The sequence below is a fragment of the Paraburkholderia sediminicola genome (assembly GCF_902859805.1).
Classification (GTDB): Bacteria; Pseudomonadota; Gammaproteobacteria; order Burkholderiales; family Burkholderiaceae; genus Paraburkholderia; species Paraburkholderia sediminicola.
In genome coordinates, this window is record NZ_CADIKC010000002.1 from 16141 (window position 1) to 34857 (window position 18717).

The 18717-nt window shown below is 62.0% G+C and carries 19 protein-coding genes; 9 read left to right on the plus strand and 10 right to left on the minus strand.

Features of this window, described 5'->3' with window-relative positions:
* Nucleotides 1-108: 108 nt before the first annotated feature.
* The 5 genes from R8871_RS08630 to R8871_RS08650 form a co-directional block, all read right to left on the minus strand.
* Nucleotides 109-375 (minus strand): RNA-binding protein, encoded by a 267-nt coding sequence (locus tag R8871_RS08630; RefSeq protein ID WP_175050054.1) that lies wholly within the window; start codon nt 373-375, stop codon nt 109-111.
* A 5-nt stretch (nt 376-380) separates the two neighbouring features.
* Complete coding sequence (locus tag R8871_RS08635; RefSeq protein ID WP_175050055.1) at nt 381-527, minus strand: hypothetical protein; 147 nt, start codon at nt 525-527, stop codon at nt 381-383.
* A gap of 402 nt (nt 528-929) precedes the next feature.
* Complete coding sequence (locus R8871_RS08640) at nt 930-1583, minus strand: hypothetical protein (RefSeq protein ID WP_175050056.1); 654 nt, start codon at nt 1581-1583, stop codon at nt 930-932.
* Between the two features lie 253 nt (nt 1584-1836).
* The gene (locus tag R8871_RS08645; protein WP_175050057.1) at nt 1837-3501 is read right to left on the minus strand and encodes a S10 family peptidase; all 1665 of its coding nucleotides are present in this window, start codon (nt 3499-3501) and stop codon (nt 1837-1839) included.
* A gap of 254 nt (nt 3502-3755) precedes the next feature.
* A complete protein-coding gene (locus R8871_RS08650; RefSeq protein ID WP_175050058.1) occupies nt 3756-5312 on the minus strand; it encodes a S53 family peptidase in 1557 nt (518 codons plus the stop codon).
* Between the two features lie 306 nt (nt 5313-5618).
* On the opposite strand from R8871_RS08650, the gene R8871_RS08655 reads away from it, so the two are divergent.
* A complete protein-coding gene (locus tag R8871_RS08655; RefSeq protein WP_093633227.1) occupies nt 5619-6128 on the plus strand; it encodes a DUF1993 domain-containing protein in 510 nt (169 codons plus the stop codon).
* A 56-nt stretch (nt 6129-6184) separates the two neighbouring features.
* On the opposite strand, the gene R8871_RS08660 is transcribed toward R8871_RS08655, so the two are convergent.
* Complete coding sequence (locus R8871_RS08660; protein ID WP_175050059.1) at nt 6185-6505, minus strand: YnfA family protein; 321 nt, start codon at nt 6503-6505, stop codon at nt 6185-6187.
* 186 nt (nt 6506-6691) lie between these two features.
* Nucleotides 6692-7321, minus strand: coding sequence for a LysE family translocator (locus R8871_RS08665; RefSeq protein ID WP_175050060.1), 630 nt, complete (start codon nt 7319-7321; stop codon nt 6692-6694).
* A 154-nt stretch (nt 7322-7475) separates the two neighbouring features.
* Between R8871_RS08665 and R8871_RS08670 the strand changes: the two genes are divergently transcribed.
* Nucleotides 7476-7943 carry an Lrp/AsnC family transcriptional regulator gene (locus R8871_RS08670; protein WP_054039235.1) on the plus strand — a complete coding sequence of 156 codons (468 nt, stop codon included), beginning with the start codon at nt 7476-7478 and terminating at the stop codon, nt 7941-7943.
* 65 nt (nt 7944-8008) lie between these two features.
* Complete coding sequence (locus R8871_RS08675) at nt 8009-8242, plus strand: hypothetical protein (RefSeq protein WP_054039234.1); 234 nt, start codon at nt 8009-8011, stop codon at nt 8240-8242.
* Nucleotides 8243-8485: 243 nt separating this feature from the next.
* On the opposite strand, the gene R8871_RS08680 is transcribed toward R8871_RS08675, so the two are convergent.
* The gene (locus tag R8871_RS08680; RefSeq protein ID WP_175050680.1) at nt 8486-9922 is read right to left on the minus strand and encodes a carbohydrate porin; all 1437 of its coding nucleotides are present in this window, start codon (nt 9920-9922) and stop codon (nt 8486-8488) included.
* Between the two features lie 1243 nt (nt 9923-11165).
* Here R8871_RS08680 and R8871_RS08685 point away from each other — a divergent pair.
* Together R8871_RS08685 and R8871_RS08690 are read left to right on the plus strand one after the other, a co-directional pair.
* A complete protein-coding gene (locus R8871_RS08685; protein WP_175050061.1) occupies nt 11166-11309 on the plus strand; it encodes a hypothetical protein in 144 nt (47 codons plus the stop codon).
* 134 nt (nt 11310-11443) lie between these two features.
* Nucleotides 11444-13120, plus strand: a complete 1677-nt coding sequence (locus R8871_RS08690; RefSeq protein WP_175050062.1) for an NRAMP family divalent metal transporter — start codon at nt 11444-11446, stop codon at nt 13118-13120.
* A gap of 149 nt (nt 13121-13269) precedes the next feature.
* Here the strand turns inward: R8871_RS08690 and R8871_RS08695 are convergent, their stop codons facing one another.
* Nucleotides 13270-13746 carry an OsmC family protein gene (locus tag R8871_RS08695; protein ID WP_175050063.1) on the minus strand — a complete coding sequence of 159 codons (477 nt, stop codon included), beginning with the start codon at nt 13744-13746 and terminating at the stop codon, nt 13270-13272.
* 109 nt (nt 13747-13855) lie between these two features.
* Here R8871_RS08695 and R8871_RS08700 point away from each other — a divergent pair, with 109 nt between their 5' ends.
* On the plus strand, nt 13856-14497 hold the full coding sequence (locus R8871_RS08700) for a GntR family transcriptional regulator (RefSeq protein ID WP_175050064.1): 642 nt from the start codon (nt 13856-13858) through the stop codon (nt 14495-14497).
* 3 nt (nt 14498-14500) lie between these two features.
* Here the strand turns inward: R8871_RS08700 and R8871_RS08705 are convergent, their stop codons facing one another.
* Nucleotides 14501-14839 carry a hypothetical protein gene (locus R8871_RS08705; protein ID WP_175050065.1) on the minus strand — a complete coding sequence of 113 codons (339 nt, stop codon included), beginning with the start codon at nt 14837-14839 and terminating at the stop codon, nt 14501-14503.
* A gap of 194 nt (nt 14840-15033) precedes the next feature.
* On the opposite strand from R8871_RS08705, the gene R8871_RS08710 reads away from it, so the two are divergent.
* The 3 genes from R8871_RS08710 (at nt 15034) to R8871_RS08720 (ending at nt 18691) form a co-directional block, all read left to right on the plus strand.
* Entirely contained in the window at nt 15034-15678 is a 645-nt protein-coding gene (locus tag R8871_RS08710) for an HD domain-containing protein (protein WP_175050066.1), read from the plus strand.
* Nucleotides 15679-15792: 114 nt separating this feature from the next.
* A complete protein-coding gene (locus R8871_RS08715) occupies nt 15793-16488 on the plus strand; it encodes a glycine zipper 2TM domain-containing protein (RefSeq protein WP_175050067.1) in 696 nt (231 codons plus the stop codon).
* A 196-nt stretch (nt 16489-16684) separates the two neighbouring features.
* On the plus strand, nt 16685-18691 hold the full coding sequence (locus R8871_RS08720) for a bifunctional DedA family/phosphatase PAP2 family protein (protein WP_175050068.1): 2007 nt from the start codon (nt 16685-16687) through the stop codon (nt 18689-18691).
* Nucleotides 18692-18717: the final 26 nt, after the last annotated feature.

The following is an 18717-nucleotide window of genomic DNA, read 5'->3' on the forward strand; positions in this document are numbered from 1 at the left end:
ACAACCAGGATGCGTGGGGAGGATGAACGTCAGGAATCTACGCCTGACGCAGCGCGCTCTCCCCACGCAGCGCATTCGACGCAATCGGCAAAAGCGGTTGCGACTGACTCAGTGAGCAGGCGGTGTGTCGTCACTAAACAGATCGGCGCTGGCCTCGAGCGTCAAGCCGCCCAACTGCTTGCCGTGAATCTGCCGCGCGATCACCTCGCCCACATACGGCACTTCCGCGTTTAACTCGACCGTGGCGTAGGCGCTGGGTTTTCCGGCGTCGACCACCTCGACGTGTTTCGCGTAATGCCCAAGCTCACGCTTGAGAAATTCCCGTACTTCCTGCTCGCTGCACGATTCCGCGATATTGCGCACGATCAGGTTCATGCCGCCTACCCTCGGCGCGCGCGGCGATCCGCAGCCTGCACTCGCACCGGGCGCAGCGCTGCACGCTGTTTTTCCTGAGCGGCCACGAGTTGGCGGATCAAGGCGGCGCCGGCCGCACCCACAGCAGCCAATGTCAGATAGAAGGCAATCATTTAAATCTCCCCTTCGAATTTCGTCCTGTTTTCAGGATAGCCACAATCGACAACAAAAGCGATGCGACACAATGTCGTTAAAAACGGACCTACGAAAAACTTCCGTTAATGCACTGTACCTGAATAAGCGGCCGTAAAAATAGCAAAACACATGTTCATTCAGTGGTGCCGGCCAGGCACACGCGCCAGACGCGGACGCTGGACGCAAAAACCGGGCCGCACCGGACAGCGACATTTATCGCCACCGGCATCCTGCGGGGGACGTGGGCAAAGGGCGGGCTGATCGTCGGGATCAGTCCGCCGCTTGCACGTTTGCCGCGCTCACCCACCATGCATTCTCGCCTTGCGACACGTGAACCAGCACCGCGGACGGATCGTCAACGCAAGCGAAGACAGGCAGCCTCATGGTGCGCTGTCGCGACTGTCGCCTCGTCCGTTGCTGTCGCCAGTTGCGACATCGAGGCGACTCACATCGCAAGACGTCTGGCTAAAGCCCGAATACACCACCGACCAGTTACCGACAATCGCGGCTTGCGCCTCCGCGAGGCTCAGCTTCCCTTCGCAAACGCAGCGTTTGAGCATGACCGCGGCGCGCGCCTTGCGACGCTCGCCCTGATGGCCTGCCCACGGCAGAAGATCGAGATTGGCGGGTGCGTTCGGCGAGCCGCCGAGCACGATGGGCACGCGCCTGTCCAGCGCGAAAGCGGGACCGTTGTCGGCATCGATGCCGCGCGCGGCAAGCATGCGGTCCTTGTGAGCCATCAACTGGTCGAACGGTGGAGCAACTGTGTCCGCGTAGCCGGGTCGGCAGATCGTTTCGCCGACTGACTCCTGCGTGACGCGCTCGTCGAGCATCGCTGAATCCTGAGCCCGGACTTCACCGATTCGCAAAGCGAGTAGCGCGGCGAAGCCGAACAGGAACGCAAGACGCGTCTTGCGGCCCGGACGCGCGACACTGCACCGGCGCGCGAGCGTCGGCGGAACGGTCTGGTGTGTCCTGCTGGTTGCGCCGCTGTAATAGATGATGCGGCGCCTGTCTGCAATGCCTGCGTTCATTCGTCGGCGCGCCGGCAGCGGCGCGCAATAGTTCAATTCGCAGACTAATTAAAACACATTCAATATCCCGACGCGACTAGGGCATCCATACGCAGACTAATAAGGACGCACCCCAAGGCGCCTGCAGATGAACGTCTGCGCGGTCCTGGCGTGCACGAATACACGCGACAGGACCGCGCCGAACCACCGTGCAAAGGTAACACGGTAGCCTGCGCCGCGCGCAGGCACGGCTCAGGCACCGCGCAGCCGCCAGCTACTTCGGCTTTTGCACCACCCGGGCCTGCAAGGCGCGGATACGGAAGAGCGCCTGGGTATTGGACACCGTCGTGTCGTACATCTTGGCGAGATCCGCCTTGAGCGCGGTACGCGAGCCACCGTCGAGATAGACCATATGCCCCGACGGATAAAAACGCGCCGACAGATTCTGCCGGACCTGCTGGCTAACGAGCGGCATTTGCTGCAGATCGAGCACGGTCTGATAGAACGGCGTGACGTAGTCGAAGAAACCGTTCGCGGACAGCACCTTCAGGTCAGGGTTGAGCGCCATCACCGCGGCAAGATCGCCGGCGGTGTACAGAATGATGTTGCCCTTCGCGTCGAGCCCCTTCTGCGCGCCGGTCGGATCGATATGGCTGAAGTCCCAATACTGGAATGCCTGATCGTTGAGGTCCGTGAACGCCGAATTCGACGTGTATTTCAACTGCTCGTTCAGGTACACGTTCCACATGGTCGTGTAGACGCCGGTCACCGCCGTCATGGTCGGATCGTTGCCGCCGGAATTCGGGTCGATCTTGCCGGCGATACCGGTGTTGATCGCCGTCACGCGGCCGTCGTACTCGCCAAGCGCGAGCCCCTGCGATTTCAGCAACGTGGTCAGGAACAGCGAATTGCCGCGGCTGTCGTACGACGCGATATCGAGGCTCCACGCGAGCAAGGTGGTTTTGTCGATACCCGTGTATTCGCTGAGTTTTTCGACCGTTGCGGAATCCGTCGTCGGAAACTTGCGCAGCGCCGCCAGGTAGTCGGTGCGCGCGAATTGAGCGACTTCTTCGGCAAACGTGCCGAGGTCGGTCGGCCGTGGGGCAATGCCGAGTTTCTTGTGATACCACGCGTCCGCCGCGGTGGTGGGCAAGGCGCCGACCGGGTTGCCCGATTGTGTGTAGTCGAGAATGGACGATTGCAGCGTGATGCCGTTCAGATCGACGCCGTCTTCGTGCAGCCGGTAAGCCAGCACGCAACTGCGCGCCGTGCCGTAAGACTCGCCGAACAGATACTTCGGCGAATTCCAGCGATTGTTCTTGGTGAGAAAGCGCTTGATGAACTGCTTGATCGAGTCGGCGTCCTGGTCGACACCCCAGAAGGCGCGGTTCGTCTTCGGCGCAATGGCCGCCGAGTAGCCCGTGCCGACCGGATTGATGAAGACGAGGTCGCTCTTGTCGAGCAGGCTGTCCGGGTTGTCTTCCATCGAATACGGCGCGGGCGGCGTAAAGCCCGGCATCGACGTCTTGATGCGGCGCGGCGCGAACGAACCCAGCAGCACGAACACCGACGACGAACCCGGGCCGCCGTTGTAGAAGAACGTCACCGGGCGGGTTTCCTCCTTCTGGTTGTCCTGCGTGAACGCGACGTAGAACATCTTGGCTTCAGGCTGCGAACTGCTTGGGTCGACAATGACGAGGTGGCCCGCCGTCGCCGTGTAGTTGATCTTCTGGCCGCCGATCGTGGTCGAATGATGTGTGATCGCGGCTGTTTCAGTGGTATCGGTGACGGAATCGTCCGGCCCGTTGCCATAAGCGACCGGATCGAAGAACGGCTGATCTCCGCCTTTGTGCGACGCACCGGCGGCGGCCGTTGCGGACGAAGCATGCGTGTTGTGTGACGACTGCGGACTAACGGAAGCTGACTCGGTGTTCGTCATGATCGCTCCATGGAATCGTTAAAGTCTTGATGTGTCTCGGTGTGTCTCTCTTGATACGTCTTGATGTGTCTCGATGTCTCTTGATGTTTCTAGATGTGACCTGTGTGTCCTGCCTTGCCTGCGTCTCCTGAAGGCAAGCACCGTACCGCCTGCGGCCCGAACGCCACGCACCTTGGGACAAGCGCGGACAGCCGGTGAGCGCCGACGCTGGCGATCAGCGAGACGCCTTCCAGACTGAACCGCGACTCATCAGACTATAGTGCCGCCGCCACCTTCTGACCATTGGGACTGCCTAGTCCCGTGCACGCATCCCAGCCTGGCGACGCGGCAAAGCTGCCATTGTTGCCCTGGGTGATGTCGTTGAACGCGCCCGGCGCCTTGTACAACTTCGGGTTGATAAAACCGGCCGGCTGCCCCTTCGCCGCGTTGATCCGCGCAATCAACGCCGCCCACAGCGGTGCGACCGCGCTGGTGCCGCCGACCACCGTCTGTGTGCCGTCGATCAATACGCTATAGCCAGTGATAGGCGATGCATCGCCGGCCACGTCCGGCACGCCACGCCCGCTGAGCGCCGTCGTCGCGCCGCTCGATGAAGTGACTGACAGACCCTGTTGCCACACCGGCACGGGAAAGGTCCGGCTCACGCCGCCACCGCCCGCGCCGCCCTGCGCGCCGTCGTTCCACACCACCTCGCGCGAAATCGCTGTGCCCGACGCGGTCAGGCTTGTGCCGCCGCATGCGAGCACGTAAGGGCTCGACGCTGGAAAGTCGACCTGATCGCCACTGGACCCGTCGCTCGAGCCGCTATCGCCGGACGCCGCGCAGACCGTCACGCCGAGTGCTGCCGCCGTTTGCAGCACGCTGTTGAACGCCTGCTGCGACTGGCTGGTCCAGTTCGCCTCCGGGCCGCCCCAGCTGATCGAGACGACCGAGGGTTTGTTGGTCGTGTCATGCACCGCGCGACTTACTGCGTCGATGAAACCGGCATCGCTGTTCTGTGTGAAATAGACCGCGATCGTCGCGCCAGGCACAATCGCACCGACGATTTCGATGTCGAGCGTGACTTCGCCGTCGGGCCCGTTCGGGTCGCCGCTCGGCTGATTGCTACCCTGATCGACGCCGACAGATTCCACCTTGGGCGAAGTGACGCCGAGACTCGCAAAGTAACTCGTCAGGTCGGATGTGCTGTACCCACCGCCGAGTTCGATGATGCCGACGCATTCGCCGCTGCCGTCACCCTGCGGAAACTGATACAACGACGCGAGCTGCAGCGGCGTAAAGGACGCCTGATGCGCTTTGGCCGGCTGGAACGGCGGCCGGATGCGAAAGTGCGGCCGCGCCTGAGGCCGGTTATCGAGGCCGAGCACGGCTTGCACGATGCCGTGCAGATCGTCCGGCACACTGATCGTGCCGGTGCGGCCACGGAACTGGCCCGCCGTGTGGTGCTGGTAATGCTCCAGCTTGACGCCGAAGGCAGTCTGGAACTGCGCGATCGTGCCGCCCAGCACCACCTGGCGCGCTGCCGGATCTTCCCGCACCACCGTCAGGCCGTGTGCGGTGGCAAAGGCTTTGACCTTGGCGATGTCGTCCGGCGCTGCGCTGTAATCTTTTGCAAAGGCCTCCCGCGATAGAGGTTTGACGCTCGGGTCGCCCGCTTCGATCTTGCTCATCAGTGAGTCGAACTGCGCCTGGTGTTGACGGCGCAACATCACGAAAACCTCGATCCGTTCTGCCGGATCGCATTGCCCAACGACTGTCGAACCTTGTTCCGCCTTGCGCTCGCTTCCTGGCAACGGTTGTCTATTGACCATGGTGTCGATTCTCCTGTTAGCGTGACGGCGCGGGCCGCAAGGTGGACCCCAGGCACGGCACGCGCCTTCACGAACTCTCCGCCGCGTGGCCAGCGGCGGATTGCTGTTTCAAGGACTTCGCCAAACCGTCCGACCCATGCATTCGAACACAGTTCCGGCGTGCGCGGCAGTTGTCCGAATGGCTAACGCGGCGTTTGATCAATGCGCATCGCGCGGCACCCGCGCTATGATGCTGAAGCGGCAATCCAGCCGTCGCAGCGCCTCGCGCGCCACCCGCGCGCACGATCAAAGAATCAGAGGAACCCCATGTCAATTTCGATGTATCAAGCATCATTGCCCGTGCTGGTGCGCGGCATGACTAACCTGCAAGTCATCCTCGGCAAGGCCGAGGCGCACGCTGCAGAGAAACAGATCGACCCGTCCGTGCTCACGAACGCCCGTCTCGCGCCGGACATGCTGCCGCTGTTGCGCCAGGTCTATATCGTGAGCGACACGGCGAAGGGCTGCGCCGCGCGTCTGGCTGGCGTCGAAGCGCCGAAGTACGACGACGTCGAACAGACCTTCGAAGAACTCGATGCCCGCCTTCAAAAGACGATTGATTATCTGAAGGAATTCAATCCGCAACAGATCGACGGGTCTGAAGAACGTCCGATCACACTGAAAATGCGCGTTGGCCCGATCGAGTTCACGGGGCTGTCATATCTGCTCGGTTTCGTGTTGCCGAACTTTTATTTTCACGTCACGACGGCGTACGACATTCTGCGTCACAACGGCGTCGAACTTGGCAAGCTCGACTATCTGGGCGGCGCTAAGTAAGAAGGTGGATGCGCTGTGGCGTGGGCGCCATGTGATTGCGGCATGTGATTGCGACATCACACGCGCGGCTGGAACGCGATGATCGCCATGCCGGCTAGCGTGAATACCACGCCAGCCGCATCCCACAGCGTGGGGCGCACTTTGTCGACGCCCCATAGCCACACGATCGCCACGGCCACATACACACCGCCGTAAGCCGCATACACGCGGCCTGCGGCGGTGCCGTGCAGCGTCAGCAGCCAGGCGAACAAGGCGAGGCTGAGCGCGCCGGGCACCAGCAGCCAGATGGAGCCCCCCTCCTTCAGCCAACGCCAGGGCAAATAGCACCCAACGATCTCGGCAACGGCGGTCACGGCATAAAGCAGAAAAGTTTTCATCGACAGATAGGAGCGAGCGATTGTGTTGCCGCGGGAGGGTGCGCGGCGGCGTATCGGCTTTATTAACACAATCACTTCGCGCGTGGGCATGATGCATGCATCGGCCGTCGCGCTTCGCTACTCTATTCATTACCTGTCGCAGGCATCGCATCACGCTGCGCCGACCTCCACAAGCCAGCAAGTCAGTCAGTCCAGCGAAAGCCGCAAGGCAAAGCCGATCAGCGCCGCAGAAAAAGTCCAACGCTGCAGTGTCTGCGCGAGAGGATGAGCGCGCATCCATCCGGCAATGCGCGCCGCGCCAATCGCGTACACAGCGTCGAAACATGCGCCGATGGCGAGCAGCACCAGACCCAGCTCAACCATCTGCAGCGCAACCGGTCCGGCCTCGGGACGCACGAACTGCGGCAACAGCACCGAACAGAACAGCAGTGCTTTCGGGTTCAACAGATTGGTCAGCAAGCCCTTGACGAAAGCGGTCCGCAACGGCCGCGACTCAGTGCCCATCACACCGCCCTCAGGTAATGCGAATACGGGCGAGCGGAAAATCTGGATGCCAACCCACGCGAGATAAACCGCGCCGCCGTAACGCACCACGTCGTACAGCCAGGGCGCGCTGCGCAACAGCGCCGCCACGCCGCATGCCGACAACGTGACGTGCGTGGCCCGCGCCAGCCCAAGGCCGCCAGCCGCGGCGAAACCACTGCGCACGCCGCGTCCGATGCTGGTCTGCAGAACCAGCGCCATGTCGGGCCCAGGCACGGCATAGACGACAAACAACGCAGCGATATAAACAGCCAGAAGGTGTGCGGAAATCATGGAAGCCTCTTGTTTTAAGGGCTCTATCTTGCCGTCGTCAGCGGAGGGTTTGCTGGCGAAATACAGGAGCTGCGGCTTCGTCTTTGAAGGAATACGCTAATATTCCATCCCCGAGTCATGTTTTCCGCCAACGCACTGCAAACACCTCAAAACCATGACAACCGACCTCGATAAAACAGACCGCGCGATCCTCGCCGCGCTGCAGAACGACGGCCGCATGTCGAATGCACGGCTGGCCGACATGGTCGGCCTGAGCGAAACGCCTTGCGCCCGGCGCCTCAAGCGCCTCGAAAACGACGGCTATATCGACCAGTACCGCGCGATGCTTTCGCGCTCCGCTCTCGGCCTCGGCGTCGTCGCGTTCGTCTATGTGCGTTTTGCCGTACACGACCGCGCGGTGGCCACCCGTTTCGAGCGCGAGGTGCAGGCAATTCCGCGAATTCTGGCGTGCCACAACGTGTCGGGCAGCGCCGACTATATTCTGCAGGTGGTCGCGCGCGATCTCGACGACTACGGCACGTTCATGCGCGACGAGATGCGCAGCCTGCCGGGCGTGACGTCGGTGGAATCGGCGTTGTCACTACGGGAAATCAAGGCTAACGGCGGCCTGCCGCTGTCCTGAACGCGGACGTGGCATAGTCACGCATTTGATACGGCGCGAGCCGACCAGACGAGCACGGAGTTTTCATGGATCACGAACAGGCAAGAGCCGAAGAATCAGCCGCGATGGAGCGCGTCCTGACTGCAACCACGCGGGTAAAGGCAGCGTTCGCGTCGCTGCAATCGCAATTCCCGCCGGCCGGCAGCGGCCAGCCTTCGCAGTTCGCGCTGCAAACGTTCGACGCCGCGTTGCAGGAACTCGAAGACGCCCAAGCCGCATTCGACGAATTGCTTGGCGATCTGCTTGACGGCAATCGTTGAGTGGCATAGCTGGTCTCTCCACTGCGTAGCTGCTGCGTTGGGCGCGAGCGGCGGCCGTCTTCAGTTTCCACCGAGGCGGGCGTCGCGTTATTCGGAGTGGCCGGGCGGGCCTGACCGTTAGTTGCGTATCAATGTCCTGGATATGGAATTCTCATAACGCCGGACACCCATCCCCTGCCCGGCCCTGCGTGTTTCGACGCGCTTCTGGACGCCGTAGCGCGTCGAAACATCCACCCCATCCCCTCAGAAAACGATATTGGTCCGCAGCCCGACGATCGCTTCGTTACCAACGCGTTGGGACGGATTGCCCGGATCCGGAATACCGCCCGCCGGCCGGAACACATATTGGAAGTCCGCCTGCAACTGCCACCACGGTGCGACCTGATACTGGTAGGTCGCCTCGACGACTGTCTCGGCGCTGCGCGACGGATAGCCCGGGGTGGTCAGCGACGCGGTATCGCTCGCGAGCCCTTGAGCACGCGAGCCGATCTTCGCGTAGCCGACTGCCAATCCGGCCACATCGTTGTCGCGCCCTTTGAACGGCGCTTTGAGCGTCACACCCGCATTCACGCCGAGGTCCACCAGATTGCGATCGCCAGGGGCGCCCATGACTCTCGCGAAAACACCCACCGACTGCGGACTGTCCCCGCCCCGTTGCCAAACCGTCTGATCGGCCACCGCGTAGAAGCTGTAATCGCCTCGATGACTCGCCGGCACGCCATTGCTCGCCGGATTCGCCAGCGACAAACCGGTACTGTCAAAGCGCTGGTCCGCAAAATTTTGCGTGTTGTACCAGAAGCCCAGCTTGTAGGTGCCGGGCAGACCGGTTGCCTGCGTACCCGAGGGATTCGCCGCAGGCTGGTTGATGGCGTACTGCACCTCGCCGATGAACAACGCGCCGCCACGCAGATTGAAATTCGTACCGTGGCGATTCTGCTGCTGTGGGTCGCCCGTGTCGCTGCCCGCCGGATTGCCGTCGAAGACACCGGCCATCACAGTCCATGCGTCCGAAGGCCTGGCGCGCAATCGCACGCCGAGCGACGACAGTGGATAAGCAGGCCCGCCCGCCGGCATATCGACCGACGGCAGTACAGGCCAGCCAAAGGTCGCGTTGACGAACGGCGTCGCGAACTGGCTCACCATGAATTCCTGGTCGAGACTCTGCTGTCCGACCTTCACATCCACTTTTCCGCCGATCAGGGATTGCTGATACCAGAGCTCCCATAATCTCGTCGTGTCGTCGGCCTCGATACCACTCGCGCTTTGCAGGGTCTGCAGATTCCGTTGGCTCAGATTGCTGCCATGAATCTGCAATGCCGAGACATTGAACGTGCCGCCCGGCAGCCCGAGCGCTTTTTCCGTGTCGACGACGATACCGAACTGGGTCAGTCCATCGTAAGCGCCGCCTCGTTTGACGCCGCCCGACAAGTTGTTCAGATACTCGCTGGTTTCCTGCAAGTTGAAGGTCACACCGTAGTTGCCGAGCCAGGGACGCAACCCGCCCATGTCGCCGAGCAGATTCGAACGTTCCCAGAGCCCGGCAGGCGCGGCAGGTGTCTGCCCTGTGGCCGGGGACTGATCCGAGGCCGGCGCCGGATCCACTGCCGGCGTCTGTGCCATGACGGACGGCGCCACGCCGAACGACAGGAGAAGCGTCAACCCGAGGTGGCCACCCGACATCCACCACCCGGTTTTTTCAGGGACTTTCTGCGCGAGGCAAGTCTGAGCGCCGCGCATGCGACGGGCCACAGAACGATACGACAACGATTTGACGAACATAAGCTCACTCCCATCGAGCCCGGCAAAACCGGGCGATGTACGAAGACGTGACCGGGTCTCGCAAACAATGCGATAGCGATCAAACAGAGGGAGCGTGCGACTGTCGGACCGGCTGGACCGGCCACTGAAGAAGCGCGCTAACCCGAACGGAGCGAGTTAGCGGCGAAGGAGTAAACCTGCTGCTAACTCGCGGATACTGCGCCGGCGTAGACCGGCATCGGACTTCCACTACTAGAGCATGTGTCCACGAAGGACTCCTTTTGCTGAGACGGGCGGATTGTATTCGGCACACTTATAAAATCGCAAGTAAAAATCACATCAACAAGATCACACTCCTAATTTGCGGGCGAGCCTGTTGTCTGTCCTCGGCTTTGCCCTGCCGTTACCTCGCAGTTGCCCCGCAGTTGCCTCGCAGTTGCCTTATGGACCGCTGCGTCCGCGCCCTTCATTCCCCTGTCTTTCCTGTCACTTCTGAAAGACTCAGCCCCACTGGCGATAGCGAAGTACGTTGCCGCACGCATAAAGAAAAAATATTTGCTTCGCTTAACGAAGCATGTTGACTTCTGCTTGCGGGAGTGCATAAAATTCGCCCGTTATCACAAACGGGGCCATTGCCTTGGACACCAGCAGTAGTCGATCTTCGAACAGTTTCACTGCCTGACCGGCCCGACGCCCGCGCTCTCTTTTCTCAGCCGCCGTCTTGCCAGCAGGCAGACGGTGCGCGCCGTAGTAACTCTCCCCGTGCACCTTAACTAGCGCCATTCGGCCGCGCCGTGCTTACGCACGTCCCGCAACCGCATGGCATCGCGTCGCGAGTATCCACTCGCGGCAGCGTTCGCTCACGCCGGTTGGATCCGTTCGAATTCCGGCGCGGCCGAACGCGTGGACAAGCACGTGCTTAACGAATGCAGATTAGCAACGCAAATAAGCAATGCCGATAAGCAACGTCGATAAACAGAAACGATAAGGAGCCGCCATGCCCGACAGTGACAGTTATCCCTTATGCCGCTCAATTGCCACGCAATTTTTCTTTTGCCTGAGGAAAGCAGGTAGACCTTCGCCGCCGCGCCCATAGTGCCGGCCGCGCTCCGTGTCTGCTGGCTTTCCGCAACCTGCGTCAAGCCATACGCACCGGAGAAATACCATGTACATCGCCATCCTCGTACCGACCCTGCAGCAAACGCATATCCACAGCGACGCTGCACTCGCGCTTCACAGCATCAAGCCGCACTGGCTCGCCGTGTCCTGGCACCGGGTCAAAGCGCTCCTCTCGAACTCAGCTTCGTAATACTCACTGTCAGTACCCGCACGTCTTCGCGATCCGCATGCGCCGCAGTCGCTCGAGTCCATTCGACGACCTGCGTACTGCGGATTCCGAAGGCGCGCCACTGCATTCAAATCACACTGCCAAGGCGGTTAAAAATGTCCACTCCAATTAACGTCTCACCACCACGCGGCGCCGTTCTCGACGAAGCCCATCTCGGCGACATCAAAGGCGCGCTCGGCACCATCGCGCACCACGACACCGCACCTCGCAACAGCTGGTGGGCTCGCATCCGAACGCTGCTCGCGATCCTCGGCCCCGGCCTCATCGTGATGGTCGGCGACAACGACGCCGGCGCCTTCGGCACCTACACGCAAGCGGGACAGAATTACGGCACCACCCTGCTGTGGACCATGCTGCTGCTCGTGCCCGTTCTATTCGTCAATCAGGAAATGGTGCTGCGTCTCGGCGCCGTGACCGGCGTCGGCCATGCCCGGCTGATTTTCGAGCGCTTCGGCAAGTTCTGGGGGGCATTCAGCGTCGTCGATCTGTTCATCCTGAACGCGCTCACCATCGTGACCGAATTCATCGGCATCACGTTCGTGCTCGATTTCTTCGGCATTTCGAAAGTGACCGGGGTCTGCATCGCCGCGGCGGTGACGATGGCCGCGGTCAGCACGGGCAACTTCAGGCGCTTTGAGCGCTTCGCGGTCGTGCTCTGTCTGCTGAGCCTGCTGCTGGTGCCAGTACTGGTGTCGATTCATCCGCCGGTTGCGCAGATGACGCACGATTTCCTCATTCCGAACTGGCCCGCCAATTCGAAACTGAGCGATGTGATGCTGCTCGTGATCGGCATTGTCGGCACCACGGTCGCGCCCTGGCAGCTGTTTTTCCAGCAGAGCTATATCGTGGACAAACGCATCACGCCGCGCTTCATGAAGTATGAGAAAGCCGACCTGTGGATCGGTATCGTCTTCGTGATGATCGGTGCGGTAGCCATGATCTCGTTCTGCGCTGCACTGTATGCAGGCAAACCTGAGTTCGGCAATTTCACGGACGCGGGTGGCGTGATCGCCGGCCTCGAAAAATATGCCGGCCGCACACCCGCGGTTCTCTTCGCGGTCGCGCTGCTCGACGCCTGCATTATCGGAGCGGCAGCCGTGTCGCTGTCCACCGCTTACGCAATCGGCGACGTGTTCAAGATCCGCCACTCGCTGCATCGTGGCGTGACCGACGCGAAGGGCTTCTACCTCGTCTACTTCGGTATTGTCGCGGCCGCCGCTGCGCTGGTGCTGATTCCCGGCAGCCCGCTCGGTCTTCTGACTGAAGCCGTGCAGACGCTCGCCGGCGTGCTGCTTCCGAGTGCAACGGTGTTCCTGCTCCTGTTGTGCAACGACCGCGCCGTTCTCGGTCCGTGGGTGAACTCGAAGAAACTCAACCTCTTTACAGGCGCGGTTGTCTGGGTGCTCGTCATGCTCTCCATCATCCTCACTGCATCGGTGTTGTATCCGGACATTACCGGCGAAGCGATTATTGAAGTACTGGCCGGCGGCACACTACTGGCCGTAGTCGGCCACGCTGCAACCGTGACGGTTCGCAGGCTGCGGCTCGCATCGACGGATACAGCGGTTCCCGCGGTTGCTCAGGCCTCCGGTAGCGAACAGCAGTTTTCGAAAGAAGCACGCAATACGTGGCGCATGCCGCCCCTGGAAGAACTGCCGGCGCCGCAACTGAATCTGTCCAAACGCATCTGGATGGGCGTGCTGCGCGGCTATCTGATCGTGGCTGTCGCACTCGTTGTTGTGAAGGTCGTGCAGATGACGTTGCTGCATTAAACCGATGCTGCCCGCCCGCTCCGCGTTGTTCGAGCGAGCGGCGGGCAAACGGCTGACTTTCCTTCTGCACGTCCTACACTGCTTTGCCTGACGCGTTGCGTTGCATCGCGTCACGATTTCTCCTGACGCCCGCGAACACCAGGCATCCGTCACGCCCCATCCGCCTCAACGACCGGTTCGCACAGAATCGGAAAGTTGACCGAGTTCGCGATATAGCATTTCTCATGCGCCGCGTGATGCAAACGCCCGGCCAGTTCGAGATCATCGCCTGCCCGAATGACGACATGAGGACGTAGAACGATCTGTGAAAAACGGCCCTGCTCCGGACTGTCGAGCATGGTGCCTTCAGCGTTGTCGCGATAGCTCAAAACAGCGATGCCCGCATCCGAACAAAGATGCAGATACCAGAGTTTGTGACAGGCGGAAGCTGAGGCGACCAGTAGATCTTCCGGGTTCCACCGGTTCGCGTCGCCGAGAAACGCGGCGTCCGATGAGCCGGGAATCTCGGGCTTGTTTCCGGCCGCGATAATGTGGTCCCGACCGTATTCCCGGTATCCCGAGGTGCCGCTGCCGCGGTTGCCTGTCCATTGCACCGATACCGCGTATTTGTGCTCGCCGTACGCCATGCCAATCTCCTTCGCTGTTGACCCGGATTTGATTTCGCAACACGTGTATTCTAAATGCACGAATCCGTTTTGGTATACCATTATTCCAAACGACAGGAACCTGACGCATATGGATCACAAACTGGATTCGACGGCTGACGCCATCGCCGTCTCACTGCGCGAACTGATCGCGACTGGCGAACTGGAGGACGGCGCACGGCTGGTCGAGCGTGAACTCGCCGATCGTTTCGGCGTGAGCCGTGTGCCGATGAGAGAGGCCATACAAAAGCTCGAGGGCGAAGGACTGGTCGAGCTCATGCGCAATCGCGGGGCGGTTGTGCGCACGTTGACCGAGTCGGACCTGAACGAGATTTACGGCCTGCGCATCTTGCTCGAAGGAGACGCCATTTTTCACGCGGTCAAATGCATGGACAATGAGACGTTGTCGCGCGCCGAACTCGTTCATCGGCTTCTGGGCGATGCCGATACCCCGCAAAGACAGGGTGAACTGAATCGCGAGTTTCATGAGCTGCTATACCGACCGTGTGCAAATGGCCGGCAATTGAAAGCGATCCGCGAGTTGCGCGCTCAGGTTGAGCGCTACGAGCGATTGCAAAACACGCTGCTCGCCGATACACCGGTATTCCAGGACGAGCATCTCAAGATTCTCGAAGCCTGCGAGGCTGGCAACGCTCGCCTCGCGCGATCGATGACGGTGGAACATCTCGCCTCGGCGAAGCGCATTGTTCTGCAACTGGTTCAGGCTGAGTGACGACTACTGTCCGAACGCTTTTCCCGTTACGTTCGGTGCACGAGGATCCGGGCTCATATTCAGGCTGGTGCCATTCGCTCGCATGTTGTTGAGCGCCGGCCCCGATCCGGTGCCGCCGGTTCCTCCAATCGCTGGGGTGTGGCCCACCGTGCCGGCGCCCGGCGTTGGGCTCAGCCCTGCCGCCCCCGCCGCCAAACCCGTTCCCTGCCCTGCGCCATTCATCCCGCCCGCTTGCAAACCGACCATACCATTGGCGTTGAGGTTTGCCGATTGAGCGCAAGCCACGCCCGTCAGACCCATCATCAGCGCCGCGGCCAATATGGTCTTTGTCACGATTTTCATAGCCCACTCCGTCATGCCGTCGAATTGCCCGACCTATGCTTCCCGCACATCGTAGCGATGTCGAGCCAACGACGCTCGCAAAGGAACCCGGTCGAACAGTAAGACTGCCCGCCAGCCACTTTTGTTCATCGTTGAAATTCGGGGATTGATCGACGATCGGCGATAATCTGCGGCTCTTTTTCTCGCCCGACATCATGACGAAACCCGCCTTCGCTCCATTTCAGGACCTCGCCGCAACCCTGTTGCCTCACGCATACGACGACAACGGCGACGGCTCCCACGACACCTCACACCTGCAGCGAGTGTGGAAGAACGCAGCGGCCATCCAGGCGGAAGAAGGCGGCGATGCGCAGGTGCTGTTCGCGTCGACGCTGCTGCATGACTGCGTCGCGGTCGAGAAGAATTCGCCGCTGCGCGCGCAGGCCTCGCGCCTGTCAGCGGAAAAAGCCGCGCGCGTGCTGGCATCGCTCGGCTGGCCAGATGCGAAAATTCAGGCTGCGGCGCACGCGGTGGAGGCGCATAGCTTTTCGGCCGGTGTCGCGCCGACCACGCTCGAAGCAAAAACGCTGCAGGATGCCGACCGGCTCGACGCGATCGGAATGCTGGGCGTCGCGCGTTGCTTCTACGTGGCCGGCCGGATGGGCCGCGCCTTGTACGACCCGGCCGACCCGCACGCGGCGGAGCGTCCGTTGGACGACACCGCGTACACGCTCGACCATTTCCATACGAAGCTGCTGAAACTGGCGTCCGGTTTCCAGACAGCAACCGGCGTGCGCCTCGCGAAAATTCGCCACGACCGTCTGCAGCGCTTCCTCGACGAATTTACCGACGAAATCTGAGCGGCCCTGTTTTCATCGGCAAGTTGTACAAATGCTTACAAAGCAGCGTGCGTCCGGCGTCCACCGGCTGCGCTGCTGCGGCGTTATTGCAGGCATCTACCCGCGGAGCCCGCAATGAACACGAACCTCACCTCCAGTAATCCGCAGCGCAACCGCATTCACCCCCTCGTCGCCGGCGCGGCGGTAGCCGTCATCCTCGCGAGCGCCACTGGCATCGCGGCGATGACTGGCCTTCTGCCTACCTCGCACGCCGTTACCGAGCCCGCGCAGCCGGCCACCACGATCGCGGCGCAAGTTGCCAGCGCGCCGGTCGCCGCACCCCAGGCGGCCCCGGTTCAGCAAACGGTTCAGCAAGCCGCACCGGTGCGCCCGCCAGTGCATCACACGCGCAGCGCGCCGGCCCCGCAGCCGCCGCGGTATGCAAACAATCAGGGTTACCAGGCACCCTATGAACCCGCGCCGGCAAGGCCGGTCGCCGACCCTTATGCGGGCGAAGTGGTCGCCATCAACACGGTGCAGGCACCTGAGCCGACCACCGGGCTCGGCGCGCTGGGTGGCGCGGTGGCCGGCGGCCTCGTCGGCAATCAGATCGGCGGCGGACGGGGCAAGATTCTCACCACCATCGCAGGCGCTGTCGGCGGGGGGCTTGCCGGCAACGGGATCGAGCACGCCGTGCGCAAGCAGACCACCTATCAGGTGCAAGTGCGCATGCAGGACGGCAGCTACCGCAACTTCAGCTATCCGACGCAGCCGGATGTCCAGATCGGCGAGCGGGTCCACGTATCCGGCGATTCGTTGACGGCTTCTTAACGGGCAAACCCGGGGCAAACCCGGGCCGAACTCGGGGCGAACCCGGGCCAAACCCGGGGCGACCGCATCTGGCGATTTGCTGACGGCTTCGTGAGACTGTGCGCCGGCATGGCTCCCGATGCCGGCAGGCAAAAATGTGCGGCAGCGCCGTGCGCGTTATGATCAACCGTTACGCCAGAACGGCTGATCGCGCACGATGGAGCATGCCTACATCCACCTTTTGCATCTGCTTGCCGGCCATCCGGCGTGGATGCTCACGGTCGTCTTTCTTGCGGCCTTTCTCGAGGCCATCGCCGTCATCGGTACCTTCATCCCGGGCAGCACCGCGATGTTCCTGGCCGGAGCACTTGCCGGCACGGGTTCACTGAGCCTCGGCTGGGTGTTCCTGTGGGCGATCGTCGGCGCCATCGCCGGGGACGGCATGAGTTTCTGGATCGGTGGCCGCTACAAGGAGAGGATTGTCCAGTTCTGGCCGTTCCGCACGCACCCGCAGATACTCGACGCCGGCCATCGCTTCTTTCAGAAACATGGCGCCAAAAGTGTCGTGTTTGCCCGCTTCGTAGGACCATTGCGAGCGATCGTGCCGGTGGTGGCCGGCATGCTGGGCATGACGCCGTTGCGCTTCTACGGCATGAACGTCCTGTCGGCGCTGCTATGGGCCCCTGCGCATATTCTGCCGGGCGTGGTCTTCGGCGCCTCGGTGCTGCTGGCCGGCGCAGTGTCGTTTCGCCTCGTTGTCATCATCGCGTTGCTGGTGTGCATCGTCTGGCTGAGCTTTCGCGCGATGGAGTTCCTGGTCTCGCATGCCAGTGCGTGGTCGAGCGCGGCGGGACGCTATCTGGGAAACTGGGCCTGCCGTCACCCGGGCCCCTTTGGCCGATTCGCGCGGCGGCTGCTCGACCCCGAACAGCCGGACGCCAGCAGCATCGTGTTGACGTCGCTGGTTGTGTTCGCGGCGGGTGCGCTCTTCTTCGGTGTGCTCGAAGACGTCGTCAGCGGCGATCCGCTGGTGAGCATCGATCTGTCCGTCTATCACTTTCTGCAATCGGTGCGCACGCCGTGGAGCGACACGGTCCTTGCAGGCGTGGCGACACTCGGCAGCGTCTTCACGCTGACGGCCGTGGTCGTGACGGTGGTGGTGTGGATGCTGATCGAGCGGCGTTGGCGCGCCATCGGCTACTGGCTCGCCGCGGTCGTGTTCTCCCAGTTGCTGATTTTTGCCCTGCAGTTCGCGATGCACCGCGCGCCGCCCAATCAAATGCTGTCCGACGCGTACGTGTTTCCGAGCAATCACGTCGCCGCGACGGTGATCGTCTACGGCTTCCTCGCGTTCCTGCTCGTGCGACGGGTCGGCATGCTGGAAGGTTTGCTCGTGGCGACCGCGAGTATGGTTGTCGTCATCATGATCGCGCTCGCAGGACTTTACTTCGGCAGGTATTGGGTCTCCGACGCGATCGGCGGCGCCGCACTCGCGTATATGTGGGTGGCCATCGTCTCGCTGACGGTGATATTACGGTATCCGGCCGTGCCGCCCTCACGCGGCTTCATGCCGGTCGTGGTTCTGGTGGTCATGCTCGCGAGCGTGGGCGTACAACTGAGCATCAATTCCCCGACAGCGGCGCCGGACAACATGCCGCGCCCGCAGCCCGTGCTGGTCACGCAAGCACAGTGGACCGTGTCGCTGTGGAAGAGACTGCCATGCTATCGCTCGGATATGGGCGGCGACCACAAGGAACCGCTCACGCTGCAATGGGTGTCGAACCTCGATTCGATCAAGGGACAACTGCGCGCCCAGGGATGGATCGAGGGCACGGACCTGTCCGCGCACAGCCTGCTCTCGCTTGCCTCACCGAACGTCGCGGCGACCTCGCTGCCGGTATTGCCGAAGCTGAACAACGGCGTGCCCTCATCGCTGGTGTTCATGCGTCCTGGCGACACGCGCGACGAACGCGACGTTCTGCGTTTCTGGCCGAGCGGCTATGCCGTGGAGAACGGCGTGTCCGCTACTCCGCTGTGGGTCGGATCCTTTGCGCACGAACGGCTCTCCCGGGCATCGTGGCCGATTAACATTCTGCGCGTCGATAAGGAAGAGTCGTCGTTCGATGCGCACACAAAAGCAAGCGCGGACCTCGGCGCGGCGCTCGTGGCCAGAGTGAGTTGTCACGGCGTGCCGGTGTCGCTGCTGGCCTCGCCGGTGGAATGAGCGGCGCGTTGCCGGTGGTCGGTCGA